This window comes from Microbacterium marinum (assembly GCF_014204835.1).
GTDB lineage: Bacteria > Actinomycetota > Actinomycetes > Actinomycetales > Microbacteriaceae > Microbacterium > Microbacterium marinum.
Window position 1 is genome coordinate 175,108 of the sequence record NZ_JACHMD010000001.1, and the last position, 24,068, is coordinate 199,175.

General features: G+C 69.9%; 23 protein-coding genes. 15 read left to right on the forward strand and 8 right to left on the reverse strand.

Annotated features, from left to right (window positions below):
• Positions 1 to 25: 25 nt before the first annotated feature.
• On the forward strand, positions 26 to 1,321 hold the full coding sequence (locus BKA24_RS00780) for a SufS family cysteine desulfurase (RefSeq protein ID WP_184214345.1): 1,296 nt from the start codon (positions 26 to 28) through the stop codon (positions 1,319 to 1,321).
• Entirely contained in the window at positions 1,318 to 1,779 is a 462-nt protein-coding gene (gene sufU, locus BKA24_RS00785; RefSeq protein ID WP_184214347.1) for a Fe-S cluster assembly sulfur transfer protein SufU, read from the forward strand. The genes BKA24_RS00780 and sufU overlap by 4 nt, the downstream gene beginning before the upstream one ends.
• A gap of 49 nt (positions 1,780 to 1,828) precedes the next feature.
• Here sufU and BKA24_RS00790 read toward each other — a convergent pair whose 3' ends face one another.
• From BKA24_RS00790 to BKA24_RS00800, 3 genes are all read right to left on the reverse strand, one after another.
• Positions 1,829 to 2,809 carry an SRPBCC family protein gene (locus BKA24_RS00790; RefSeq protein WP_184214349.1) on the reverse strand — a complete coding sequence of 327 codons (981 nt, stop codon included), beginning with the start codon at positions 2,807 to 2,809 and terminating at the stop codon, positions 1,829 to 1,831.
• Between the two features lie 50 nt (positions 2,810 to 2,859).
• Positions 2,860 to 3,222 carry an ArsR/SmtB family transcription factor gene (locus BKA24_RS00795; RefSeq protein WP_184214351.1) on the reverse strand — a complete coding sequence of 121 codons (363 nt, stop codon included), beginning with the start codon at positions 3,220 to 3,222 and terminating at the stop codon, positions 2,860 to 2,862.
• A gap of 209 nt (positions 3,223 to 3,431) precedes the next feature.
• Positions 3,432 to 3,779 carry a TraR/DksA family transcriptional regulator gene (locus BKA24_RS00800; RefSeq protein WP_184214353.1) on the reverse strand — a complete coding sequence of 116 codons (348 nt, stop codon included), beginning with the start codon at positions 3,777 to 3,779 and terminating at the stop codon, positions 3,432 to 3,434.
• A gap of 69 nt (positions 3,780 to 3,848) precedes the next feature.
• Here BKA24_RS00800 and BKA24_RS00805 point away from each other — a divergent pair, with 69 nt between their 5' ends.
• From BKA24_RS00805 to BKA24_RS00825, 6 genes are all read left to right on the forward strand, one after another.
• Entirely contained in the window at positions 3,849 to 5,087 is a 1,239-nt protein-coding gene (locus BKA24_RS00805; protein ID WP_184214355.1) for an amidohydrolase, read from the forward strand.
• An 82-nt stretch (positions 5,088 to 5,169) separates the two neighbouring features.
• Positions 5,170 to 5,430, forward strand: coding sequence for a hypothetical protein (locus tag BKA24_RS00810; protein WP_184214357.1), 261 nt, complete (start codon positions 5,170 to 5,172; stop codon positions 5,428 to 5,430).
• A gap of 59 nt (positions 5,431 to 5,489) precedes the next feature.
• Positions 5,490 to 7,823 carry a phosphoribosylformylglycinamidine synthase subunit PurL gene (gene purL, locus BKA24_RS00815; protein ID WP_184214359.1) on the forward strand — a complete coding sequence of 778 codons (2,334 nt, stop codon included), beginning with the start codon at positions 5,490 to 5,492 and terminating at the stop codon, positions 7,821 to 7,823.
• Positions 7,820 to 7,954 carry a hypothetical protein gene (locus BKA24_RS15680; RefSeq protein ID WP_343065815.1) on the forward strand — a complete coding sequence of 45 codons (135 nt, stop codon included), beginning with the start codon at positions 7,820 to 7,822 and terminating at the stop codon, positions 7,952 to 7,954. The genes purL and BKA24_RS15680 overlap by 4 nt, the downstream gene beginning before the upstream one ends.
• A gap of 232 nt (positions 7,955 to 8,186) precedes the next feature.
• Positions 8,187 to 9,212 carry an efflux RND transporter periplasmic adaptor subunit gene (locus BKA24_RS00820; protein ID WP_246366961.1) on the forward strand — a complete coding sequence of 342 codons (1,026 nt, stop codon included), beginning with the start codon at positions 8,187 to 8,189 and terminating at the stop codon, positions 9,210 to 9,212.
• A 9-nt stretch (positions 9,213 to 9,221) separates the two neighbouring features.
• Positions 9,222 to 9,947, forward strand: coding sequence for a hypothetical protein (locus BKA24_RS00825; RefSeq protein ID WP_184214361.1), 726 nt, complete (start codon positions 9,222 to 9,224; stop codon positions 9,945 to 9,947).
• Between the two features lie 51 nt (positions 9,948 to 9,998).
• On the opposite strand, the gene BKA24_RS00830 is transcribed toward BKA24_RS00825, so the two are convergent.
• From BKA24_RS00830 to BKA24_RS00840, 3 genes are all read right to left on the reverse strand, one after another.
• Positions 9,999 to 10,913, reverse strand: coding sequence for a glycine betaine ABC transporter substrate-binding protein (locus tag BKA24_RS00830; protein WP_184214363.1), 915 nt, complete (start codon positions 10,911 to 10,913; stop codon positions 9,999 to 10,001).
• Positions 10,914 to 11,010: 97 nt separating this feature from the next.
• The gene (locus BKA24_RS00835; RefSeq protein ID WP_184214365.1) at positions 11,011 to 11,991 is read right to left on the reverse strand and encodes an ABC transporter permease; all 981 of its coding nucleotides are present in this window, start codon (positions 11,989 to 11,991) and stop codon (positions 11,011 to 11,013) included.
• The gene (locus tag BKA24_RS00840) at positions 11,991 to 13,283 is read right to left on the reverse strand and encodes a quaternary amine ABC transporter ATP-binding protein (protein WP_343065816.1); all 1,293 of its coding nucleotides are present in this window, start codon (positions 13,281 to 13,283) and stop codon (positions 11,991 to 11,993) included. Before BKA24_RS00840 ends, BKA24_RS00835 begins: the two co-directional genes overlap by 1 nt.
• A gap of 420 nt (positions 13,284 to 13,703) precedes the next feature.
• Between BKA24_RS00840 and BKA24_RS00845 the strand changes: the two genes are divergently transcribed.
• From BKA24_RS00845 to BKA24_RS00855, 3 genes are read left to right on the forward strand one after another with little or no spacing between them, the layout of a single operon-like run.
• On the forward strand, positions 13,704 to 14,087 hold the full coding sequence (locus BKA24_RS00845; protein WP_184214367.1) for a GntR family transcriptional regulator: 384 nt from the start codon (positions 13,704 to 13,706) through the stop codon (positions 14,085 to 14,087).
• Entirely contained in the window at positions 14,084 to 14,980 is an 897-nt protein-coding gene (locus BKA24_RS00850) for an ABC transporter ATP-binding protein (RefSeq protein ID WP_184214369.1), read from the forward strand. Before BKA24_RS00845 ends, BKA24_RS00850 begins: the two co-directional genes overlap by 4 nt.
• A complete protein-coding gene (locus tag BKA24_RS00855; RefSeq protein ID WP_184214371.1) occupies positions 14,977 to 15,675 on the forward strand; it encodes a hypothetical protein in 699 nt (232 codons plus the stop codon). The genes BKA24_RS00850 and BKA24_RS00855 overlap by 4 nt, the downstream gene beginning before the upstream one ends.
• A gap of 57 nt (positions 15,676 to 15,732) precedes the next feature.
• On the opposite strand, the gene BKA24_RS00860 is transcribed toward BKA24_RS00855, so the two are convergent.
• On the reverse strand, positions 15,733 to 17,631 hold the full coding sequence (locus BKA24_RS00860) for an FAD-dependent monooxygenase (RefSeq protein WP_184214373.1): 1,899 nt from the start codon (positions 17,629 to 17,631) through the stop codon (positions 15,733 to 15,735).
• 12 nt (positions 17,632 to 17,643) lie between these two features.
• Positions 17,644 to 19,026 carry an MFS transporter gene (locus BKA24_RS00865; protein WP_184214375.1) on the reverse strand — a complete coding sequence of 461 codons (1,383 nt, stop codon included), beginning with the start codon at positions 19,024 to 19,026 and terminating at the stop codon, positions 17,644 to 17,646.
• Positions 19,027 to 19,140: 114 nt separating this feature from the next.
• Between BKA24_RS00865 and BKA24_RS00870 the strand changes: the two genes are divergently transcribed.
• Genes BKA24_RS00870 through hpaD form a run of 4 tightly spaced genes read left to right on the forward strand, consistent with a single transcriptional unit; the run spans position 19,141 to position 24,064 of the window.
• Positions 19,141 to 20,646: a fumarylacetoacetate hydrolase family protein gene (locus BKA24_RS00870; RefSeq protein WP_184214377.1), complete on the forward strand. Its 1,506-nt coding sequence runs from the start codon at positions 19,141 to 19,143 to the stop codon at positions 20,644 to 20,646.
• Positions 20,628 to 21,326: a GntR family transcriptional regulator gene (locus tag BKA24_RS00875; protein ID WP_184214379.1), complete on the forward strand. Its 699-nt coding sequence runs from the start codon at positions 20,628 to 20,630 to the stop codon at positions 21,324 to 21,326. The genes BKA24_RS00870 and BKA24_RS00875 overlap by 19 nt, the downstream gene beginning before the upstream one ends.
• A gap of 19 nt (positions 21,327 to 21,345) precedes the next feature.
• Positions 21,346 to 22,875 (forward strand): 5-carboxymethyl-2-hydroxymuconate semialdehyde dehydrogenase, encoded by a 1,530-nt coding sequence (gene hpaE / locus BKA24_RS00880; RefSeq protein WP_184214381.1) that lies wholly within the window; start codon positions 21,346 to 21,348, stop codon positions 22,873 to 22,875.
• A gap of 40 nt (positions 22,876 to 22,915) precedes the next feature.
• Positions 22,916 to 24,064, forward strand: a complete 1,149-nt coding sequence (gene hpaD / locus BKA24_RS00885) for a 3,4-dihydroxyphenylacetate 2,3-dioxygenase (protein ID WP_184214383.1) — start codon at positions 22,916 to 22,918, stop codon at positions 24,062 to 24,064.
• Positions 24,065 to 24,068 lie beyond the last annotated feature (4 nt).

Genomic DNA, 24,068 nt, shown 5'->3' on the forward strand with positions numbered 1-24,068 from the left:
CCCGGCACCGGCGTAGCCTAGAAGGGTGATCCCTTCCGCCCTGCCCGACGCCGCGACGTTCGACGCCGCCGCGCTCCGCGCGGACTTCCCGATCCTGCAGCAGCAGGTGAACGGGCATCCTCTCGTCTACCTCGATTCCGGTGCGACGAGCCAGAAGCCGCGCCAGGTGCTCCAGGCGGAATACGACTTCCTCACGCGCAGCAACGCGGCCGTGCACCGCGGCGCGCACACCCTCGCCGCCGAGGCGACCGACCTCTTCGAAGACGCCCGCACGGCCGTCGCGCGCTTCGTCGGAGCCCTGCCGGAGCAGCTCGTGTGGACGGCGGGCGCGACGCTCGGCCTCAACCTCGTCGCCTACGCGATCGGCAACGCGACCGTCGGGCGCGGAGCCCCGGCATCCGCTCGATTCGCCCTCACGGCGGGCGATGAGATCGTCACGACCGAGATCGAGCACCACGCGAACCTCATCCCCTGGCAGGAGCTCGCCGCTCGCACCGGTGCCACGCTGCGCCACATCCCGGTGCACGACGACGGGACCCTCGACCTGGATGCCGCTGCCGGGATCATCGGCGAGCGCACCCGGATCGTCGCGTTCACCCACGTGTCGAACGTGCTCGGCATCGTCAACCCGGTCGCCGAGATCGTGTCGCTCGCGCAGGCCGTCGGAGCCCTCACCGTGCTCGACGCCTGCCAGTCGGCGCCGCACCTCCCGCTCGACCTCCCCGCGCTCGGCGTCGACCTCGCCGTCTTCAGCGGGCACAAGATGCTCGGCCCCTACGGCGTCGGCGGCCTCTACGGGCGTAGTGAGATCCTCGAAGCCCTGCCGCCCTTCCTCACAGGCGGATCGATGATCACCACGGTCACCCTCGACGAGGCCGGATACCTTCCGCCGCCGCAGCGCTTCGAAGCGGGAACGCAGCCCATCGGGCCCGCGATCGGCCTGGCCGCCGCTGTGTCGTATCTGCAGGATGCCGGGCTCGAGTCCGTCCACGCGCACGAGGTGCGCCTCGCTGAGCGCATGCGCGCCGGTCTCGTCGAGATCCCCGGCATCCGCCTGCTCGGCGACGCCGAGGGCGTAGAGCGTGTGGGCCTGTGGGCGTTCGACGTCGAAGGCGTGCACGCGCACGACGCCGGCCAGTTCCTCGATGCCCAGGGCATCGCCGTGCGGGTGGGGCACCACTGCGCCGCGCCGCTCCACCGCCGCTTCGGCATGACCGCGTCGGTTCGCGCTTCGCTCGCGCTCTACAACACCGAGTCCGACGTCGACGCCTTCCTCGATGCCGTCAGCGGCATCCGCACCTATTTCGGAGTGAACGCATGAACGGACTCGACTCGCTCTATCAGGAGCTGATCCTCGACCACTCGAAGCACCCGCACGGACAGGGCCTCGCGCCCGAAGAGGGGCGCACGGCCAGCTCGCACCAGCACAACCCGATGTGCGGCGACGACATCACCCTCCGCGTGCGTGTGGACGACGCCGGCCAGCGGCTCGTCGACCTGTCGTGGGAGGGGTCGGGCTGCTCCATCTCGCAGGCGTCGGCGTCGATGTTGGCGGCGCTCGTCGAGGAGGACGGCGGCGAGGAAGGCCTTCCGCGTGAGGACGCCACCCGCCTGATCGAGGGCTTCCGCGAGGCGCTCCGCTCGCGGGGGACGATCCCGCTCGACGAGGAGACGTACGCGGATGCGGCCGCCCTCTCCGGCGTCTCGAAGTTCTCCGCCCGCGTGAAGTGTGCGATGCTCGCCTGGGTCGCCCTCGAGGACGCGCTCGCCCGCGCCTGACTCCCGGTGGCGGCCGCCTGCCGCTTGCGCGCCGCCGACAGGCGGCCGGTCAGGCGGCCTGCAGCACCTCGGACTCGAGCCGGGCGTACGAGGTCTCCATGCCGTCGGACATGCCGGTGGCGAGGATCATGTCGCGGGTCTCCTTGTCGGGGTACTCGATGAGGAGGGTGAGGAGGGTCGCGCCGTCCTCCTCGTAGAGCTGCAGGTCGTTGAGGGTCGACGGCCCCTCCATCCCCGACATCTTCTCGGTCGTCACCGCGCGACGCGGCGCGTCGACCAGGACGGCTTCGCCCTCGAAACCGAACGCGGTCTCGGGCTGGCCCTCCTGCTCCCAGGCGTACCGGTACTGCGCGCCCACCTCGTTCGCGGGCTCCGCGACGGTCATCACCCATCCGTCGGGACCGAGCAGCCACTTCCGCAGCAGCTCCGACTCGTGATGCGCGCGCCAGACGAGCTCGCGCGAGCCCTCCACGAGTCGGGTGATGCGGACGTGGGTGTCGTCGAGCAGCTCGACGACGGTCCCCTTGCCCTTCGAGTACTCGCGGAGGTCGTGGAGCACCGCGTCGAGCTGCGACATCGCGAGGCGCGAACCCTCGACGGCGCCCATGGCAACGACCTGCTCCAGCGCTTCGGCCGAGGTGAAGTGGGTCACGTTCGACAGGCGGGAGCCTCCCGGAGTCTCGTCGAACGAGAACACCATGCGCATCGAGGGGAAGTCCGCGAGCGGCTGCCCGTCGGCGTCGGCGAACGCGTCGATGACCTCGAAGCTGCGGCCGTCGTCGATGGCGAGGAACTCCCATGTGCCGCGGGAGGTCTCACCGTGCGGGCTCGTCATGGCGTAGTGCGCATGCCCGCCGACGGTGAAGTCGAAGGCGGTGAAGGTGGCCGGCCATCCCGGGGGACCCCAGAAGCGCTCGAGCTGACGCGGCTGGGTGAAGGCGCGCCAGAGCCGGTCGACGGGGGCGTCGAGATCGGCCGTGAGGGTCATGGTGAGAGCCTCGGGATCGGTGGTGATGTCGGTGACGGGCATGTCCTTCTCCTTCGTCGGATGGATGCTGCGTGGTCTGCGGTCGGATGTGTTCAGGTGTGGTCGTCGGGCTCGGCGAGCAGCGCGTCGAGGCGGTCGATGCGCGTCCGCCAGAGGTCTTCGTAGCGGCTGAGGAGCGCGCGGGCGCGGGCGATCATGGCCGGATCCGCCCGCACGAGTCGCTCCCGGCCGTCGGCGCGCTTGACGATGAGTTCGGCCGCCTCGAGGACGGCGACGTGCTTCTGCACCGCCGCGAACGACATGTCGTACTCGGCCGCGAGGGTCGAGACGGACTGCTCGCGCTCGATCGTGCGGCGCAGGATGTCGCGCCGCGTGGCGGTCGCGAGGGCGTGGAACACCCGGTCGATCTGCTCATCGGTCAGCTCGCTTCGTGCGGAGGTCTTATGTGTAACCATTTGGTTGTACGTTAGGCCCGGCCGCGGCGCGCGTCAAGACCTCTCTTCCCGTCGCGAGCCGACGCAAAATGCTCCGTTCGGGGCAAAGCCACGACGATTCGCGTCGGGTCGGCGATTGCTGAGCGGATGCCGCTGGCGCTGCAGGCGCCGCCGTGATCGCTGATCGATTGCCGACCCTGCCTTGCTCGCGCCGAGCGGATGCCGCGGGCTCAGAGGAGCGATGCGCAGGCGACGCACCGCGTGGCCTGCGGACGCGCCTCGAGACGGGCGACCGGGATCGGCTCGCCGCAGCGCTCACACACGCCGTAGGTGCCCGCCGCGACGAGCGCGAGCGCAGCGCGCACGTCGTCGAGTTCCCGCTGCGTCGCCGAACGGACCGCCGCGACGCGCTGCCACTCACCCGACAGCGTGGACCCTTCCGGGTCGTGCTCGTCGTCGGCCGTGGCATCCGCTCGATCGGCGCGGAGCGACGCGTCGTCCGCGTCCAGCCGAGCCAGGAGCGCGGTCAGCTCGCGCTCGCGTTCTGCGAGCCGGGCGGCGGGGTCGTCGGCGGGCATACGCCCAGCGTAAGCGCGGCCGCCGACACCGCGGCATCCACCCGGAAGGGAGTGCATAGGCTGGAACGCATGGCTGACATCCTGGCGATCACCGGTGGTCACGTCGTCCCCGTCGTGGGCGACTCGATCGATGGCGGGACGGTGATCGCCGTCGACGGCGTCATCACCGATGTCGGCGCGGACATCGCGATCCCCGACGGCGCGCGCATCGTCGACGCGACCGGAAGCTGGGTGCTCCCTGGGCTCGTCGAGGCGCACGGGCACCTGGGCGTCCACGAGGACGGCGAGGGATGGTCGGGCAACGACACCAATGAGATGACCGATCCGAACGGCGCGCGCTTCCGCGCCCTCGACGGCATCGACATCGAAGAGGTCGGCTTCCGCGACGCGCTGCGCGGCGGTGTGACCACCGCCGTCATCAAGCCCGGTTCCGGGAACCCCATCGGTGGACGCACGGTCGCGATCAAGACCTGGGGCGGGCGCACCGTCGACGAGCAGGTGCTGCGGGCCGACGTGTCCGTCAAGTCAGCGCTGGGCGAGAACCCCAAGCGCGTCTACGGCGAGAAGAAGCAGACACCATCGACGCGTCTCGGTGTGGCCGCGGTCCTCCGCGAGGCATTCGTCGGTGCGCGCACCTACGCCGAGAAGCGTGCAGCGGCAGCCTCGAAGGGCGAGCCGTTCGACCGCGACCTCACCCACGAGACCCTCGCCGCGGTCCTCGACGGCGACCTGGCCTGGGATCAGCACTGCCACCGCCACGACGACATCGCCACCGCCATCCGTCTCTCCGAGGAATTCGGCTATCGGCTCGTCGTCAACCACGGCACCGAGGGCCACAAGATCGCCGACGTCCTCGCCGAGAAGGGGATCCCCGTCATCTTCGGACCGATGCTCACCTCGCGCTCGAAGGTGGAGCTGCGCGACCGCGGCATCGGGAACCTGGCGCTCATCGCCGAGGCCGGCGTGACCGTGGCGATCACGACCGACCACCCCGTCGTGCCGATCGACCAGCTCCGCCTGCAGGCGATCCTCGCCGTGAGCGAGGGCCTGGATCCGAAGATCGCGCCGGAGGCGCTGACCGTCAACCCGGCCGCCATCCTCCGGCTCGACGACCGCGTCGGAGCGCTCGAGGCCGGCCGCGATGCGGACATCGTGGTGTGGTCGGGCGATCCGCTCGCGATCGACTCCCGCGTGGAGCGCGTGTTCATCGGTGGCCGTGACGTCGTCGAGCCCACCGGGGCCGACGACGCCACCCCGCGGGTGGTGGAGCGCTGGGAGCGGTTCGGCCGCACCTCCTGGCGCGGCTGAGAGCGCTCGGCACGCGAGACCAATGGATGCCACCCCGTCAACCCCATCGCCATGGCACGCTGCCGAGGCGCAGGGTGGTGGCATGAGCGACAGCACCCCCGACAACGCACCCCAGGCTGACGACCGCGAGCCCGACACCGAAGAACTCGAGGAGCCGAGCACGGCGAAGGACCCCGGCGAAGAACCGAAGGCGTCCGACGGCGGCGAGGACCCCTCCGACGACGGCAAGTCGCACCACGCGGTCGGCATCGGCATCGTGGAGTCCGGGACGCCTGACGCGGAAGCCGCACCGGAGACCGCCGACCCCGGCGAGGACCCCGACGAGGACCCGTACGAGCGGTAGTCGCCACGAACTAGACTGGCGCCGTACCCCCGGCATCCCGAATCTTGGAGCCCAGCCGCGTGAGCACCCCAGTCACCCCCTCCGTCGCAGACACCGTCGAAAACGCCATCGCCACGCCGGAGAGGGAGCAGCCGTACGGCGCGCTCGGGCTGAAGCCCGACGAGTACGACCGCATCCGCGAGATCCTCGGCCGCCGCCCCACTTCGGGCGAGCTGGCGATGTACTCCGTGATGTGGAGCGAGCACTGCTCGTACAAGTCGTCGAAGATCTACCTGCGCCGCTTCGGCGACAAGGTCTCGGACGAGATGAAAGAGCGCCTCATGGTGGGCATGGGGCAGAACGCCGGCGTCGTCGACGTCGGTGAGGGCTGGGCCGTCACCTTCAAGGTCGAGTCGCACAACCACCCCAGCTACATCGAGCCGTTCCAGGGCGCCGCGACCGGCGTCGGCGGCATCGTCCGCGACATCATCTCGATGGGCGCCCGCCCCGTCGCTGTCATGGACCAGCTGCGCTTCGGCGCCATCGACGACCCCGACACGGCGCGCGTCGTCCACGGCGTCGTCAGCGGCATCAGCTTCTACGGCAACTGCCTGGGCCTGCCGAACATCGGCGGCGAGACGGTCTTCGACTCCGTCTACCAGGGCAACCCGCTCGTCAATGCGCTCGCGGTCGGCGTCCTCCGCCACGAGGACATCAAGCTCGCCAACGCGACCGGCGCCGGCAACAAGGTCGTGCTGTTCGGCGCCCGCACCGGCGGCGACGGCATCGGCGGCGCGTCGATCCTGGCATCCGACACCTTCGCCGACGGCGGACCCACCAAGCGTCCCGCCGTCCAGGTCGGCGACCCGTTCGCCGAGAAGGTGCTCATCGAGTGCTGCCTCGAGCTCTACAAGGGCGAGCTGGTCGAGGCCATCCAGGACCTCGGCGCCGCCGGCATCTCCTGTGCGACGAGCGAGCTCGCCGCCAACGGCGGTTCGGGCATGAAGGTCGACCTCGAGAAGGTGCTGCTGCGCGACCCGTCGCTCACGCCGGAGGAGATCCTCATGAGCGAGAGCCAGGAGCGCATGATGGCGATCGTCGCTCCCGAGAAGCTGGACGCCTTCCTCGCCGTCGTCGAGAAGTGGGACGTCGAGACGAGCGTGCTCGGCGAGGTCACCGGCGACGGCCGGCTGCAGATCTTCTGGCACGGCGAGCAGATCGTCGACGTCGACCCCTCGACGGTCGCGGTCGACGGACCGGTCTACGAGCGCCCCGTCGCCTACCCCACGTGGATCGACGCGCTCCAGGGCGACTCGGCGTCGGCGCTCGAGCGGAGCGACGACCCCGACACCCTGCGCACCCAGTTCCTGCAGCTGCTCGGCAGCCCGAACCTGGCCGACACCTCCTGGATCACCAACCAGTACGACTACTACGTGATGGGCAACACCGCCCTCAGCTTCCCCGACGACGCCGGCATGATCCGCGTCGACGAGGAGTCGGGCCTCGGGTTCGCGATCGCGACCGACTGCAACGGCCGCTACTGCCAGCTCGACCCGTACGCGGGTGCGCAGCTCGCCCTCGCCGAGGCGTACCGCAATGTCGCCGTCACCGGCGCCGTGCCCACCGCGGTCACCGACTGCCTCAACTTCGGCAGCCCCGAGAACCCCGAGGTGATGTGGCAGTTCGGGCAGGCCGTCGACGGTCTCGCCGACGCGTGCTTCGAGCTCGGGGTGCCGGTCACCGGCGGCAACGTGTCGTTCTACAACCAGACCGGCGACCAGCCGATCTTCCCGACCCCGGTCGTGGGCGTCCTCGGCATCATCGACGACGTCGCCCGTCGGATCCCCAGCGGCTGGCAGGATGCCGGTGAGAACATCTACCTGCTCGGCACGACGTCCACCGAGCTCGACGGCTCGGCCTGGGCCGGAACCGTCCACGGTCACCTGGGCGGTCGCCCGCCGAAGGTCGACCTCGCCGGCGAGAAGACCCTCGCGGGCCTGCTGCAGGCCGCTCGAGACGAGATGCTCGTCTCGAGCGCGCACGACCTCTCCGCCGGCGGCCTCGGCCAGGCGCTGGCCGAGGCGGTCTCCCGCTTCGGCGTCGGCGCCCGCGTCTGGCTGCGCGAGATCATGGAGCGCGACGGCGTGGACGCCGCGACGGCGCTGTTCAGCGAGTCGACCGGCCGCGTGATCGTCTCGGTGCCTCGCGAGGAGGACGTGAAGTTCCGCGGCCTCTGCGAGGGGCGCGGCTACCCGGTGCTGCGCATCGGCGTGACCGACCCCGCCGGGGACGGCGACGAGCCGGCCCTCGAGGTGCAGGGACTGTTCACGATTCCGGCGTCGCAGCTGCGCGCGGTGTCGAAGGCGACCCTCCCGGCCGCCTTCGGCGAGATCGTCGACGAGGTCCCCGCGTGAGCGACGACCCCGAGTACGCCGACTTCGACGTCCGCCGCCGCGCGCGGACCCGGGCGGTCGCCTGGGTGGTCATCATCGCGATGGTGCTCGTCGGCGGCGGCGCCACGGTGCTGAGCCTGCTGTTCGGCTGAGCGCCGCGGCATCCCCCGCACGCCCGCCCGGCCCGGCCCGGGCCCGGGCCGCGAAACAGCAGTCACAGCCCGAGACGGTGGTTGTCGACCGACGTCTCGGGCCGACACTGCTGTCTCGCGGTCAGAGCGACGGCGGATGCCGCGTGGTGATCCGGGCTGCGGGCGCGCGGCCGGACCGGGTGTCGCAGCTGTCACGTGGATGCCGCGTGCCGAGGCCGGTTAGCATGGCGGGGTGGAGCCCTGGGTCGTCGCCTTCGGGGCCGCGCTGGTCGAGTTCTGGTGGGTCGCCCCGGCGGCGGCCGGTGCCGGCGCGGCCGGTGTGATCGGCGTGCGGCGGAGTCGCTCCACGAAGGCGCGGCGGCTGGGAGTCACCGCCGCGAAGCTCGAACTCCAGCAGGCGCGCAACGAGGCCGCCGGAGCCCGCGCGAGCGCACGCGTGGCGCAGGCCGAGGTCGCCCGGATCGAGGCCGAACGCGGTGCCGGGCGCGCGACCGGCGCCGACGTCCACGCCGCCCGGCGCGCGTTCGAGGCCGCCCAGCGCGCGAGAACTGCCGCGGTGGCGCACATCCGCGTGGCCCGTGCCCGCATCGGCGTCGAGCGTTCCGCCGTCCCCGCCCGCGGAACCGATCCGGTGCACCTTCCCGTCTCCCGCACGATGGCCGCACACGACGCGATCGCAGCGAGGTGGATCCAATACGAGACGGATGCCGCCAGGCGCATCGCCTTCCCCGCGATGAGCGACGCCCGGGTGCCGACGACGGGCGAGTTCCTGCGCCTCGACGCCGAAGCCCGGCGCCTCCGGCCTGCGTCGCCGCGGGCGCGGATCACCGCCGAGCAGTACGCCGCGTATCGTCGCTCCGTCGATCACCTGCAGCGCGCGTTCGACGTCGCCGAGCAGGAGGCGTGGCGGCTCGCGGGACAGCGTCCCGCCGATGCCCCACCGCCGCCGCCCTCACTCGCGCAGCGGTGGAGCGTGGTCGCGACGGAGGCGATCAGTCGCTCGGCCGAGGGGCTGGCGCGAGCCGCTGAGTCCGCGGCATCCGCTCTGGATGCCCATCGCGGGCGAGCGGAGCCCTCAGAGCGCGACGCCTCCGACCGTGTTCGGCGCCCGGTGTGGCCCGTTCCCGGGCGCACCGACCGCAGCGACCGCACCGACGACACTCGCCGCACCGACGACACCCGGCGCAGCAACGACACCGGCGGCACCGATCGGCCCGGGCGCACCGACAGGCCAGACCGCGACGCCCGCCCGCAATAGGCTGACACCGTGGAAGCATTCTGGACGTTCGCGGGCAGCTACTGGTGGTTGGTGTTTCCGCTGTTCGGGCTCGCTTCCGCTGCGGGGAACACCTGGACGAAGAACGCCAAGCGCCGCCACCAGCAGCGCCTCGAGGTCATCCGCGCGAAGGCCGAGCTGACGGCCGCCAAGCGCGGCATCGGGATCGCCGCGGCGACGGAGGCGGCCGCGCCGGCGGACACCCTCCCCCAACAGGTCGACGACCTGCGCGCCGTGCACGACGAGGTGACCCGCCGCTGGCTCGACTACGAGCTCGACGTCGCCAAGCTGATCGCCTTCCCGTCGATGAGCGACGGTCGCGAAGCGCTGACGGCGGCGTTCCTGCGCGCGAAGAAGGTCGCCGACCGCGCCCGCCCAGCCGAGGGTGCGAAGCCGTCGGCGGAGGACGTCGCGGCCTACCGCGCCGCCGTCACCGAGTTCGAGGTCGCCTTCGACCTGGCCGAGCGCGAAGCGCGGCGGGTGCGCGACACCGGCTTCAGCGAGCCCGAGCGCAAGCGGCTCGCGACGGCATCCCGCCTGCTCGCGGTGGCGACCGACGAGGCCGCCACGCCCGCCGAGCGTCACGTCGCCTACCAGCGCGTGCGGGAGGAGATCGACGGTCTGATCGCACTTTCCGACGAGGCTGTCGAGGTGCTCGAGAAGAAGGTCGCTCGCGAGCTGACCGAGCGACCCTCGACCGAGCCGCCGGCGGCGTGAACGACGAAGGGGACCCGGCCGCAGCCGGATCCCCTCCATGTCACGGTGTGATCACTCCGCGACGAGCGTGTCGAACGCGTCGGGGTTGGCCTCGAGCCACGCGTCGACCGCGTCGGCTTCCTTGCCCTCGCCGTACTCGTTGACGACCATGTCCTCGAGAGTCGCGTACTGCTCGTCGTCGAGCTTGATGCCCGCGATGAACTCGGCCGCCTCAGGGAACTCCTCCGCGAAGCCGGCGGTGCCCAGGAAGTGGAGGGCCTCGGCGTCGCCCATGGCGCCGCGCGGGTCCTCGAGGTCCTTCAGGCCGTACATCTCGTTGGCCCAGAACGGACGCCACGACGTCACGACGATGTCCTTCTCGGCGGCGGTCGCACTGTCGAGCTCGGTCAGCATGGCCGCCGTCGACGACGTCACCAGCTCGAAGTCGCCCTCGAGGCCGTACTCGGGGAGCATCGACTCCTGGGTCTGCTTAGTGAGGCCCGCGCCGGGCTCGATGCCGTAGATGGTGCCGTTGAAGCGGTCCGCGTTGTCGGCGAGGTCTTCGATCGAGTCGATGTCGACGTACTCCGGCACCGCGATGGTGAGCTTCGCGTTCTCGTAGTAGGCGCCGAGGTCCTCGATCTTGTCGCCGTACTCGTCCATGTACGACTTGTGGGTCAGCTCGGGCCATGCCGACGGGTAGATGTCGACGTCGCCCTGCGCGAGCCCGGTGTACAGCGGACCGGCCTCCGTGAGCTCCTCGAGCTCGACGGTGTAGCCGATCTTCTCGAGCTGGTCTTCGAGCAGATATGCGGTGCTGAGGCCGTCGGTCCACGAGGGCAGGTAGCCGAGCGTGATGGTTCCGAGGCTGCCATCGCCGCCTTCGTTCGACCCGCCTTGGGCCTGGTTGCCGCTGGCGCAGCCGGCGAGGGTGAGGGATGCCGCGGCGCCGAGCGCCACGAGACCGGTGAGGTGTCGCTTGTTCATCGTGTGCCTTCCGTATGTGATTGCATGCGTTTCGTATCGTGCTGTGGTCCGGATGTCGCCGGACCGTACGCCCGCTGGTGCGGTCGTACGTCTGGGGTCACGCGCCGCCGGCGGCGACGGGCGCGCGCCGCGGCGAGGCCTTCTCGATCTCGGCCTGGTCACGCGCGTCGGCGTCGGGGGTGAGTGCCGACGGCGGTCCGCTCTGCGGCGCGCGGCGGCGTGCGATGATGCCGAGCAGCGACCAGCGCTGACGACGCAGGTCGCCCAGGGCCGCCGTGAGCCGGTCGAGGTAGACGGCGAGGATGACGACGCTGAGGCCGGCTTCGACGCCCTTGGCGATGTTGACGGTCGACATCGCCTGGACGATCTCCTTGCCGAGTCCGTCTGCGCCGGCGATGCCGGCGATGACGGCCATCGAGAGCGCCAGCATGATGAGCTGGTTGACGCCCGTCATGATGCTCGGCATCGCGAGCGGGAGCTGCACGCCCCGCAGGATCTGACCGGGGGTCGCGCCGAAGGCGTGACCTGCTTCGACGGTCTCGGAGTCGACGCCGCGGATGCCGAGCTCGGTGAGCCGGACCCCGGGCGGGAGGGCGAAGATCACGGTCGCCACGACGCCCGGCACGACGCCGATGCTGAAGAAGACGATCGCGGGGATGAGGTAGACGAATCCGGGCATGCTCTGCATGAGGTCGAGCACGGGACGGATGCCGGCGCTGAGCCGGTCGCTGCGTGCGGCGGCGATGCCGAGCGGCACCGCGATGATCACGGCGATGACCGCTGCGACGAGCACCAGCGCGAGGGTCTGCATGGAGTTGACCCACTGCCCCATCGCGAGAATGAGCACGAAGGTGATGACCGTGCCGACGGCGAACTGCCACGAGCGCAGCAGCAGTGCCAGGGCGGCGAGCACGACGATCACGGCGACGATCGGGGCGTTGAGCAGCAGATCGGCGAGGGAGTCGACGAGCCAGCCGACCGCGGTCGCGATGGCGGTCAGCAGCCAATCGAGGTTGTCGCGGATCCAGTCCACGGCGCTGCGGGCCCAGTCGCCGACGGGAATGCGGAACCCATCCATCAGCGCACCTCCTCGGAGTCGGTGGCCGAGGGGTCGACGGCAGCGAGTGCCTCGTCGATCTCGACACGGGAGACGGGGTCGAGGATCACGGGGATCTCGGTCGTCTCGGTGGTCTGCGGGCCGAGGGCGGTCAGCAGCGTGATGCGGGGGATGACGCCGACCAGGCGACCTTCCGCATCCGTCACAGCCAGAGGCAGGGGGGACTCGGCCGCGGGCACGAACAGATCCATGAGCACGTCGTCGCGACCGACGGCCTGCGGCACCGGGCGGAGCACCGTCGAGAGGGCGGTCTGTCCGCGGCGGACGAGCTTCAGCGCGTCACGGTCGGTGACCATGCCCAGGAGCTTGCGGCTGCGATCGGTGACGTAGACGGCGGCCATGCGGTTGTCCCGCATGGTGCGCAACGCGATGCGGGGCCCGGCGTTGTCGGTGACGGCGACCGAGCTCGGCCGTTCCATGACGTTGGCGGCGGTGAGCACACGGGCGCGGTCGACGTCCTGGACGAACTGCTCGACGTAGTCGTTGGCGGGGTCGGTGAGGATGTCTTCGGGCGTGCCGATCTGCACGATGCGGCCGTCGCGCATGACGGCGATCCGATCGCCGAGGAACATCGCCTCGTTGAGGTCATGGGTGATGAAGACGATCGTCTTCTGCAGCTTCTGCTGCAGCTCGAGCAGCTGCTCCTGCATCTCGCGGCGGATGAGCGGGTCGAGGGCGCTGAAGGCCTCGTCCATCAGGAGGATGTCGGTGTCAGCGGCGAGCGCGCGGGCGATGCCGACGCGCTGCTGCATGCCTCCCGACAGCGCCGAGGGGAGCTTGTCGCCCCAGCCGCCGAGGCCCACGAGCTCGAGGATCTCCTCGGCCTTGGCCAGGCGCTCGGCCTTGGGGGTGCCGCGCAATTCGAGCGGGTAGGCCACGTTGGCGGCGACCGTGCGGTGCGGGAGCAGAGCGAAGTGCTGGAACACCATGGCGATGCGCTCGCGGCGGATGCCGCGCAGACGAGAGGCCGGGATGCCCGTGATCGGGTCGCCGTGGACGAGCACCTCTCCGCCGGAAGCGTCGTGGAGCCCGTTCAACATGCGGATGATGGTGGACTTGCCCGAGCCGGAGAGCCCCATGATGACGAAGATCTCGCCGCGCTCGACGGTGAAACTCGCATCGATGACGGCGGCGGTTCCGGCGTCTTTGACCTTGTCTCGGGTCTCTCCCGCCTTCAGGCGTTTGACGGCCTGGGCGGGATTGCGTCCGAAGACTTTGAACAAGCTCTTCGCTTCGACTGCGGGGGTGGTCACGTGTCTGCACCTCGGCGGGCGCGCACGCGTCCGCATCGGTTGCGCCCGGGTGGCGATCACAGGCTCGGCGCGAGCGTTCGCGAACACATCCAGCGCCATGCTCCGGCGACGAACATCGGGATCGTCGCCCAGACCGCCGACCGTACGCTCGCTCGTCGCCGGCGTTCCCCAGGGAGACCGGCTCGAGCGACCGCGGACTGGTCGTCGAGGGCTCGAGGCCCTCATCCACCGTAGGCGGCGTATTCACGGGGATCAAACCGGGCCACTCCCTTGATACCGACGGCCGACTGAGGTACTCGCGCGGGCGCGCGTCGCGGCATCCCGCGTCGAAAGAGGGGTTGACGAACGCTTGGTTCTTTGGTTACCTACTCATGTAACTAACCAACCAAGCTCGCGCGAGCGAGTCGGAACGGAGCCGGAATGGTCGAAGAAGGACGCCCGCTCTTCGTGCAGATCGCAGAGAGTGTCGAGGACTCGATCATCGACGGAAGCCTGTCGGAACAGGACCAGGCTCCCTCGACGAACGAGCTCGCCGCCTTCTTCCGCATCAACCCGGCCACAGCTGCGAAGGGGATCGCCATGCTCACCGACAAAGGCGTGCTCATCAAGCGGCGCGGCATCGGCATGTTCGTCGCCGACGGCGCCCGGGAGCTCCTGCTGGGCGAACGACGGGCGGCCTTCGCCGACCGCTATCTCGACCCGCTTCTCGCCGAGGCGCGCAAGCTCGGCCTCGGCCCCGACGACATTGCGCGCCTGCTCCAGGCGCGCGCCACGACCACGACCACGGAAGGAACCGCACGATGACCGCCGTCATCGAGGTGAAGAACCTCACCAAGCGCTACCGCGAGAAGACCGCGGTGGACGACATCTCGTTCACGATCGAGAGGGACTCGATCTACGGACTCCTCGGGCGCAACGGCGCCGGCAAGACGACCGTCATGTCGATCCTGACAGCGCAGAACTTCCCCACCAGCGGAGACGTGCGCGTGTTCGGGGAAGCGCCCTACGAGAACGCGGGCGTCCTGCGTCGGATGTGCTTCGTCCGCGAGAGCCAGAAGTACCCTGACGACGCCACCCCGCTGCACGCCTTCCGCATCGCCCGGCTGTTCTACCCCAACTGGGATCAGCCGCTCGCGGAGCGCCTGATCGCCGAGTTCCAGCTCCCCGTGAAACAGCGCATCAAGAAGCTGTCGCGCGGGCAGCTGAGCGCCGTCGGGGTGATCATCGGCATCGCCGCCCGGGCGGAGATCACCTTCTTCGACGAGCCGTATCTGGGTCTGGATGCCGTGGCGCGTCAGATCTTCTACGACCGGCTCCTCGAGGACTACGCCGAGCACCCCCGGACCATCATCCTGTCCAGCCACCTGATCGACGAGGTTTCGAATCTCCTCGAGAAGGTCATCGTCATCGACGGCGGACAGATCGTCATGGACGAGGACACCGAATCGGTGCGCGACCGTGCGGCCACGATCCTCGGCGACAGCGCCGCCGTCGAGGCCTTCGTCGCCGACCGCGAGGTCATCCACCGCGAATCGCTGGGGCGCGTGACGAGCGTCACCGTCCTCGGCGCCTTGACGTCGTCCGACCGCGCCGCGCTGGCGGCATCCGGACTCGATGTCGCACCGGTCTCGCTCCAGCAGCTGATCGTGCGTCAGACCCAGCACGCCGCCCCCGCCGATGAAGGAGCACTGCGATGAACCGCACCCTGAACGTCGTCCGCATGCAGCTCGTGAACCGGGCGACCTACATCTGGGTCCCGCTCATGGTGCTCGGCGGGACCATCGTGATCAGCCTCGCGATCTTCGGCCTGATCGCGAGCAACGGGAACGTCGAGGTCGACATGTTCGGCGGCGGCGCCCAGGCACCGCTCTGGTACTTCGCGGTCGTCGGCGTGCAGGCGCTGACGCTCACGTTCCCGTTCTCGCAGGCCATGAGCGTCACCCGCCGGGAGTTCTACCTCGGCACCCTCATCACGGCGGCCCTGACCGCGCTCGGGCTCGCGCTCCTGTTCGTGATCGGTGGATTCATCGAGGAGGCGACGAACGGTTGGGGCCTCGGCGGCTACATGTTCCGGCTCACCTGGGTCTGGTCGCAGGGGGCCGTCCTGGCCGGTCTGTTCTTCTTCTCCCTGGCGATGCTGTTCTTCGTCGTCGGCTTCTGCGGAGCCACCGTGTACAAACGCTGGGGCAACGTGGTGCTCACCATCTCGCTGATCGGACTCGCCCTCCTGTTCGTGGCAGGGCTCTGGCTGATCGGCCAGCTGCAGGCGTGGCCGGAGGTGATGGCCTGGTTCGGGTCGCTGACGCCCATCAGCCTCACCGGCGCCATGCTCGCGGTGGCGGCGGTGCTCGCCGGCGGCTCGTACCTGATGCTGCGCCGCTCCATCGCCTGATGCCGCCACGGCCGGGGACCGCACCCGCGGTTCCCGGCCGTCGGCGTTCCACAAGACTCACACAGCCGAGTTCTCCTTCGCGGGGATGTGCACCGCGCCATCGAGGAAGGCGGTGAGCTCGTCGGGGGCCGACAGCGGCAGCACCGCGGCGACGTACTGGTCTGGCCGGACGACGACCACCACGCCGGCCCGGTCGATCTGGCGCTCGGTGAAGATATCGACGGTGTTCCACCCGCTCGGTCCCGCGGCGAACACCTTCTCCCAGTCGGTGAGCCCGAGCGGCCCCGTCTTCGGCAGGAAGAGGCCGGGCACCGCCGCGATGTCGACCGCGTCGTAGGACTGCGGATAGATCACCTTCACGTCGAACACGGCGTCGACGTCGGCGCCCGCGGGCGTTGCCCGCGACAGCGGCGAATCGGGCGCCGTCATCCGTGCCGCCCAGTCGGCGAGCGCGGTGGCATCCGCGTCGGCGAAGGCGTACACGCGCCACCGCCCGTCGGCACGGGCGTGATGGCCGAGATGCACGACGTTGCCGTCGCTTACGCGCGTCACCTCGACCGACGTGAAGCGCTTGCCGAGCGGGAAGCCTGCGGCGAGTGCCTGATGCCCGTCGTCACCGACGATCGCGGAGGCACCGTACTGCGTCATGAAACCGGAGGGGAACTCGGCGGTAGCAAGGTAGTAGGTCGACAGCTCCTGCGGGTCGGAGATCTCACCGGGCTTGCGCGCCATCAGCGACGACCACTCGCGGTCGAAGTCGATGAGCTGCTGCGCCACCGGCTGCCGTTCGGCGGAGTACGTCGACAGCAGCGACTCGGGGGCGAGGCCGGTGAGCACGTGGCCGAGCTTCCACCCGAGGTTGAATCCGTCTTGCATCGACACGTTCATGCCCTGGCCGGCCTTCGCGCTGTGCGTGTGGCAGGCGTCGCCGGTGAGGAAGACCCGCGGCGTCCGTCCGTCGCCGTCCTCCACATCGTCGAAGCGGTCGGTCACCCTGTGCCCCACCTCGTACACGCTGTGCCACGCGACCTGCTTCACGTCGATCGAGTAGGGGTGCAGGATGTCGTTCGCCTTGCCGATGATCGCCTCGATCGGCGTCGCCCGCACCGCGCGGTTGTCGGTGTCGGCGACCTCGCCGAGGTCGATGTACATACGGCTGAGGTACCCGCCCTCCCGGGGGATGTGGAGGATGTTGCCGGCCTGCGCGTTGATCGCGCACTTCGTGCGCCAATCCGGGAAGTCCGTGTTCACGAGCACATCCATGACGCCCCAGGCGTGCGCCGCGAACTCGCCGACGTGCTTGCGGCCGATCGCCTCGCGCACGCCGCTGCGGGCACCGTCGCAGCCGACCACGTACTTCGCGCGGATCGTCCGCTCCTCCCCCGCACGCGCGCCGACCGTGTGGCGCACGCGTACCGCGACCGGATACTCCTGCTCGTCGTCGCGGCTGAGCCCCACGAACTCGACGCCGTAGTCGGGGGTGATGCGGGCAGGCCCCTGTGCCGCGGCCTCGGCGAAGTAGTCGAGCACGCGTGCCTGGTTCACGATCAGGTGCGGGAACTCGCTGATCTTCAGCGCGTAGTCCTCGGTGCGGGTGGTGCGCACGATGCGCGACGGGTCGGCGGGGTCGGGGCCCCAGAAGTTCATGTACGCGATGTTGTAGGCCTCGGCGACGATGCGCTCCGCGAATCCGAACGCCTGGAAGGTCTCGACGCTGCGTGGCTGGATGCCGTCGGCCTGGCCGAGCGGCAGGCGCCCGTCGCGGCGCTCGATGATGCGCGTGGTGACCGACGGGAACTGCGACATCTGCGCAGCCAGGAGCATGCCGGCGGGCCCTGATCCCACGATGAGGACGTCCATCTCGTCGGGCAGGTCGGCGGGCCGGTCGAGGCCGGTGCCGGCGGCGGGCGCGACGCGCGGGTCGCCGGAGACGTAGCCGTGGTGGTGGAACTGCATGGTGTCTCGCTTTCAGGCCCGGGCGACCCCGTAGATGGGGCTCCTCGCCTGCTCCTCTTCGTGGTCCGGTCCGAGCGGGATGCCGGTGCGGTCGCGCAGCACGAGCGTCGCGGCGAGGCCCAGGACGGTCATCCCGGCGAGGTAGAAGGCGACCGCCCACGTGGACCCGGTGGCCTGGACCAGCGCGGTCGCGATCGTGGGTGCGAACGCCCCACCGAGGATGGCGCCGATGGCGTACGAGATCGAGACGCCGGAGAAGCGGATCGACGCCGGGAACAGCTCCGCGTAGTAGGCGGACTGCTGACCGTACGTGAACCCGAGGCCGAGGGCGAGGAAGGCGATACCCGTGAACAGCAGCCAGATGTCTCCCGAATTGACCAGCGGGAAGAGCGTGAACACTCCCACGAGCTGCAGGATCCACCCGCCGATGTACGTGGTCCGGCGTCCGATGCGGTCGCTGATCCACCCGGCCGTCCACGTCGAGGCGAGCCAGAACAGCGCCGAGCCGGTGACCGCGAGCAGCACGCTGCTGCGCTCGAAGCCGAGCGGACCCTCGGGGTTGGTGGCGTAGTTCTGGATGTACCCGCCGGTCGTCATGTACCCGACGGCGTTGTTGCCGGCGAAGACGAGCGCGGCGATGAACACCAGCAGCGCATGCTTACGGAAGAGCTGCACGATCGGGGTGTGCGTGCGTTCCTTGCGCTCGGCGAGTTCGAGGAACACCGGGCTCTCCTCGACGCGGCGACGGATGTAGTAGCCGACGAGGATCAGGACGATCGAGAAGAGGAACGGCACGCGCCAGCCCCACTCGAGGAACGCGTCCCCGGGAGCGAGGAACGACATCAGCGCCATCATCCCGGAGGCCAGCAGGAGGCCGATCGGCACACCGATCTGCGGCGAGGCGCCGAACAGGCCCCGCTTCTGACGCGGTGCGTGCTCGACCGCCATGAGCACGGCGCCGCCCCACTCGCCACCGGCCGAGATGCCCTGCAGGATGCGCAGCACGATGAGCAGGATCGGCGCGGCGATCCCGATCGCGGCGTACGTCGGAAGCAGACCGACGAGGGTGGTCGCGACGCCCATGAGCACGAGGGTCACGACGAGGACGATCCGGCGGCCGTATTTGTCGCCGAAGTGACCGGCGAGGAAGGCGCCCAGCGGACGGAACAGGAAGCTGATGCCGACGGTGAGGAACGAGAGGATCGTCCCCATCCCCTCGCCGGCGGGAGCGAAGAACAGCGTGCCGAAGACGAGTCCGGCTGCCTGCGCATAGATGAAGAAGTCGTACCACTCGACGGTGGTGCCGACGACCGTGGCGAAGACGACGCGTCGTCGGTCGCTGGCCGTGCTGATGGTGCCGGTGGGGGTGAACCCCGTGTGCGATCGCTCGCTCATCTTCGTTGACTCCTCGGTGACGTCGTCGTCGCCGGCAGGTGATCGTGGTGATCGGTTGCCGCGGGTGAGACGATAATATACGATTTGGGATACGCCGCAAGAGCGAGGGAGCTCATGACACACGACACATCGACGGATGCCGCAGACCGGCGCTTCGCCGCTCTCCCCCTGCGTCCCGGCAAGATCATCGCGATCCACCTGAGCTACGCGTCCCGCGCCGACCAGCGAGGACGCCGCCCGGCCGCACCGTCGTACTTCCTCAAGCCGTCGAGCTCCGTCGCCGCGTCCGGGGACAGCATCGAGCGCCCCGCCGGCACCGAATTGCTCGCCTTCGAGGCCGAGGTCGCACTCGTCATCGGCACGGACGCGTACCGCGTGAGTGTCGACGACGCGTGGTCGCACGTCGGGTGGGTCACCGCGTCGAACGACTTCGGGCTCTACGACCTGCGTGCGAACGACCGCGGATCGAACGTGCGCTCCAAGGGGCGCGATGGATACACCCCCGTCGGTCCGGAGCTCATCGACGCTCGGACCATCGAGCCCAACGGGCTTCGGGTGCGTGCCTGGGTCAACGGCGAGCTCGCCCAGGAGGACACCACGGCGAGGATGATCTTTCCCTTCGCGCAGCTCATCGCCGACCTGGCGCAGCACATGACGCTCGAGCGGGGGGACGTCATCCTCACCGGCACCCCCGCGGGGTCGTCCGTGGTCGGCCCGGGCGATGTCGTCGAGGTCGAAGTCGACGCGCCCGGGTCGCCCGGTGCACCCACCTCCGGCCGACTGCGCACGTCGGTGATTCAGGGCGATGCGGGGTTCGATGCGGTGATCGGCTCACTCCCCGCCGTGGACGACGTCCAGCGCGCCGAGGCATGGGGATCCCGCGAGGCTGCCGGCCTGGCCCCCGAAACCCCCGAGACCCCCGGGGGCCTCGACGCCGCCCTCCGGGCCAAGCTCGAGCGCACCCCGGTCGCGGGACTGTCACAGCAGCTGCGCAAACGAGGACTGAACAACGTCACGATCGACGGCGTCCGACCGCTGCTTCCCGGCACCAAGGTCGTCGGACTCGCCCGGACCCTCCGGTTCGTGCCGAACCGCGAAGACCTCTTCGCGAGCCACGGTGGCGGCTACAACGCCCAGAAGCGCGCCTTCGACGCGGTGGGCGAAGGCGAGGTGCTCATCATCGAGGCGCGCGGTGAACGCGGCTCGGGCACCCTCGGCGACATCCTCGCCATCCGCGCGCACGCCCGAGGTGCAGCCGGCATCGTCACCGACGGCGGAGTCCGAGACGCCGATGCGGTCGCCGCCGTGGGCATCCCCGTGTACTCCGCAGGCGCTCACCCGGCTGTCCTCGGCCGCAAGCACGTGCCGTGGGATGCCGATCTCACGGTCGCCTGCGGTGGCACCACCGTCCAACCGGGCGACGTGATCGTCGGCGACGCCGACGGCGTCATCGTCATCCCGCCGGCGATCGCCGACGAGGTGGCGGATGCCGCACTCGAGCAGGAGATCGAAGACGGCTGGATCGCCGCACAGGTGGCATCCGGTCACCCGGTGGACGGGCTCTTCCCGCTCACCGGCGAATGGAAGGATCGGTACCTCGCATGGCGGGCGGAGAAGTGACGGCCGCGAACGGCCTCAGCAAGTCCCAGCGGGCGTACCACTGGGTGAAGGAGCGCATCGCGGCGCAGGAGTTCACGCCCGGCTACCGTCTGGTACTCGGGACGATCGCGGGCGAGCTCGACATGAGCGTCGTCCCCGTGCGTGAGGCCATCCGGCAGCTCGAGGCCGAGGGACTCGTCACGTTCGAGCGGAACGTCGGAGCGCGCGTCTCGATGGTCGACGACACGCAGTACCGCTACAGCATGCAGTCCCTGTCGATCCTCGAAGGCGCCGCGACCGCTCTCGCCGCCCGGCGTCTGACGAAGAAGGACGTGCGGCACGCACGCGAGATCAACGAACTCATGATCGAGTCGCTCGCCCACTTCGACCCGCGATCGTTCACCCGCCTCAACCAGGAGTTCCACTCCGCGCTGTACGGGAAGTGCGCGAACCCGCGGATGCTCGACCTCGTCGAGTCCGAGTGGGCGCGCCTCGGCCACCTGCGCGACTCGACCTTCAGCTTCGTCCCCGGCCGCGCCCAGGAATCGGTGCACGAGCACGAGAACATCCTGCGCCTCATCGAGAACAGCGCCCCGCTCGGCGAGATCGAAAAGGCAGCCCGCCGCCACCGCGCGGCGACGCTCGACGCCTACCTGATCCACGAGCACCCCGACGAGACCCTCGGCCTTCCGGCCTTCTGAACACCCGCGAAGGAGCACCATGACCGACATCGACACGAGCCGGACGCAGCGCCACGTGCCCGCCGACCTGCCCGATCACATCCAGCACTACATCGGCGGCGAGTTCGTCGACTCCATCGACGGCGCGACCTTCGACGTCCTCGACCCGGTCTCGAACGAGACCTACCTGACCGCCGCGGCCGGCAAGAAGGCCGACATCGACCGAGCCGTCGCCGCAGCGCGTCGCGCCTTCACCGAGGGTCCGTGGCCTCGCATGCTTCCCCGCGAGCGGTCACGGGTGCTGCACCGCGTCGCCGACCTCGTCGAGTCGCGTGACGCCCGGCTCGCCGAGCTGGAGTCGTTCGACTCCGGCCTCCCCATCACGCAGGCGCTCGGCCAGGCGCGCCGCGCGGCCGAGAACTTCCGCTTCTTCGCCGACCTGATCGTCGCACAGTCCGATGACACCTTCAAAGTCCCCGGCCGGCAGATCAACTACGTCAACCGCAAGCCGATCGGCGTCGCGGGGCTCATCACCCCGTGGAACACGCCCTTCATGCTCGAGTCCTGGAAGCTCGGCCCCGCGCTCGCGACGGGCAACACCGTGGTGCTGAAGCCGGCGGAGTTCACCCCGCTGTCCGCCTCGCTGTGGGCGGGCATCTTCGAGGAGGCGGGCCTGCCGGAGGGCGTCTTCAACCTGGTGAACGGCATCGGCGAGGACGCCGGTGACGCGCTCGTGAAGCACCCCGACGTGCCGCTCATCTCGTTCACCGGCGAGAGCCGCACGGGCCAGATCATCTTCGGCAACGCCGCACCCTTCCTGAAGGGACTGTCGATGGAACTCGGCGGCAAGTCCCCCGCCGTCGTCTTCGCCGACGCCGACCTCGACGCGGCGATCGACGCCACGATCTTCGGCGTCTTCTCCCTCAACGGCGAGCGCTGCACCGCGGGCAGCCGCATCCTCGTCCAGCGCGAGGTGTACGACGACTTCGTCGAGCGGTACGCGGCGCAGGCGAAGCGCGTGGTCGTCGGCTACCCGCACGACCCCGCCACCGAGGTGGGCGCGCTGGTGCACCCCGAACACTTCGACAAGGTGATGAGCTACGTCGAGATCGGCAAGAGCGAGGGGCGCCTGGTCGCCGGCGGCGGCCGCCCCGAGGGCTTCGAGACGGGGAACTTCGTCGCGCCCACCGTGTTCGCGGACGTCCCGCCGACCGCGCGGATCTTCCAGGAGGAGATCTTCGGCCCCGTCGTCGCGATCACGCCGTTCGACACCGACGATGAGGCGCTGGCCTTGGCGAACGACACGAAGTACGGGCTCGCCGCCTACATCTGGACGAACGATCTGAAGCGCGCCCACAACTTCTCACAGGCCGTCGAGGCCGGCATGGTGTGGCTGAACTCGAACAACGTCCGCGACCTGCGCACCCCCTTCGGTGGGGTCAAAGCCTCGGGCCTCGGCCACGAGGGCGGCTACCGCTCGATCGATTTCTACACCGATCAGCAGGCCGTGCACATCACGCTCGGCAAGGTCCACAACCCCACCTTCGGCAAGGCGGATGCCGCGCACTGAGCGGCATCCACTCCTCTCACGACACACGCAAGGACGCGATATGAGCCACCGTGACGACATGACCCTGACCTCCTCCGGCTTCTGGGTGAGCCAGGAGGCGCCGATCCGGTCGGCGAACCCCATCCCGACCCCCACCGCGCCGGCCCCGGACGTGCTGCGCTGCGCGTACATGGAGCTCGTGGTCACCGACCTCGCGGCGTCCCGTGTCTTCTACGTCGACGTGCTCGGCCTCCACGTCACCGAGGAGGACGACGAGGCGATCTACCTCCGGTCGACCGAGGAGTTCATCCACCACAACCTCGTCCTGCGCCGGGGCCCCGTCGCCGCAGTCGCCGTGTTCTCCTACCGGGTGCGCTCGGCCGACGACCTCGACAAGGCGGTCGCGTTCTACGAGGAGCTCGGCTGCGACGTCCGTCGCGCACCGGAGGGGTTCACGAAGGGCATCGGCGACTCCGTCCGGGTCATCGATCCCCTCGGCTTCCCGTACGAGTTCTTCTTCGCGACCGAGCACGTCGAGCGGTTGTCGTGGCGGTACGACCTCTACAGCCCGGGCGAGCTCGTCCGACTCGACCACTTCAACCAGGTGACCCCCGACGTGCCGCGCGCTGTCAACTTCATGCAGTCGCTGGGCTTCCGGGTGACCGAGGACATCCAGGACGAAGAGGGCACGGTCTACGCCGCGTGGATGCGCCGCAAGCCCACCGTGCACGACACCGCGATGACCGGGGGCGACGGCCCGCGGATGCACCACGTCTGCTTCGCGACGCACGAGAAGCACAACATCCTCGCCATCTGCGACAAGCTCGGCGCCCTGCGCCGCTCCGACGCGATCGAGCGGGGCCCCGGTCGCCACGGCGTCTCGAACGCCTTCTACCTGTACCTGCGCGACCCCGACGGGCACCGCGTCGAGGTGTACACGCAGGACTACTACACCGGCGACCCCGACAACCCCGTGGTCACCTGGGACGTGCACGACAACCAGCGTCGCGACTGGTGGGGCAACCCCGTCGTGCCGAGCTGGTACACCGAGGCCTCGCTGGTCCTTGACCTCGACGGCAACCCGCAGCCCGTCGTCGCCCGAACGGATTCGTCCGAGATGGCCGTCACGATCGGCGCCGACGGGTTCTCGTACACCCGCGCCCCCGAGTCGGCGGGCGACGGCGAGTTCAAGCTCGGCAACCAGCTCTGAGACG

What these genes read in the sequence shown, in the direction of transcription:
- BKA24_RS00830 (WP_184214363.1), bottom strand. Translation starts at nt 10,913, where the DNA reads ATGAACAAGCGACACCTCACCGGTCTCGTGGCGCTCGGCGCCGCGGCA.
- BKA24_RS00870 (WP_184214377.1), top strand. Translation starts at nt 19,141, where the DNA reads ATGACACACGACACATCGACGGATGCCGCAGACCGGCGCTTCGCCGCT.
- BKA24_RS00850 (WP_184214369.1), top strand. Translation starts at nt 14,084, where the DNA reads ATGACCGCCGTCATCGAGGTGAAGAACCTCACCAAGCGCTACCGCGAG.
- BKA24_RS00790 (WP_184214349.1), bottom strand. Translation starts at nt 2,809, where the DNA reads ATGCCCGTCACCGACATCACCACCGATCCCGAGGCTCTCACCATGACC.
- BKA24_RS00860 (WP_184214373.1), bottom strand. Translation starts at nt 17,631, where the DNA reads ATGCAGTTCCACCACCACGGCTACGTCTCCGGCGACCCGCGCGTCGCG.
- hpaE (WP_184214381.1), top strand. Translation starts at nt 21,346, where the DNA reads ATGACCGACATCGACACGAGCCGGACGCAGCGCCACGTGCCCGCCGAC.
- BKA24_RS00800 (WP_184214353.1), bottom strand. Translation starts at nt 3,779, where the DNA reads ATGCCCGCCGACGACCCCGCCGCCCGGCTCGCAGAACGCGAGCGCGAG.
- BKA24_RS00805 (WP_184214355.1), top strand. Translation starts at nt 3,849, where the DNA reads ATGGCTGACATCCTGGCGATCACCGGTGGTCACGTCGTCCCCGTCGTG.
- BKA24_RS00855 (WP_184214371.1), top strand. Translation starts at nt 14,977, where the DNA reads ATGAACCGCACCCTGAACGTCGTCCGCATGCAGCTCGTGAACCGGGCG.
- sufU (WP_184214347.1), top strand. Translation starts at nt 1,318, where the DNA reads ATGAACGGACTCGACTCGCTCTATCAGGAGCTGATCCTCGACCACTCG.
- BKA24_RS00845 (WP_184214367.1), top strand. Translation starts at nt 13,704, where the DNA reads ATGGTCGAAGAAGGACGCCCGCTCTTCGTGCAGATCGCAGAGAGTGTC.
- BKA24_RS00810 (WP_184214357.1), top strand. Translation starts at nt 5,170, where the DNA reads ATGAGCGACAGCACCCCCGACAACGCACCCCAGGCTGACGACCGCGAG.
- BKA24_RS00865 (WP_184214375.1), bottom strand. Translation starts at nt 19,026, where the DNA reads ATGAGCGAGCGATCGCACACGGGGTTCACCCCCACCGGCACCATCAGC.
- BKA24_RS00795 (WP_184214351.1), bottom strand. Translation starts at nt 3,222, where the DNA reads ATGGTTACACATAAGACCTCCGCACGAAGCGAGCTGACCGATGAGCAG.
- BKA24_RS00835 (WP_184214365.1), bottom strand. Translation starts at nt 11,991, where the DNA reads ATGGATGGGTTCCGCATTCCCGTCGGCGACTGGGCCCGCAGCGCCGTG.
- BKA24_RS00875 (WP_184214379.1), top strand. Translation starts at nt 20,628, where the DNA reads ATGGCGGGCGGAGAAGTGACGGCCGCGAACGGCCTCAGCAAGTCCCAG.
- hpaD (WP_184214383.1), top strand. Translation starts at nt 22,916, where the DNA reads ATGAGCCACCGTGACGACATGACCCTGACCTCCTCCGGCTTCTGGGTG.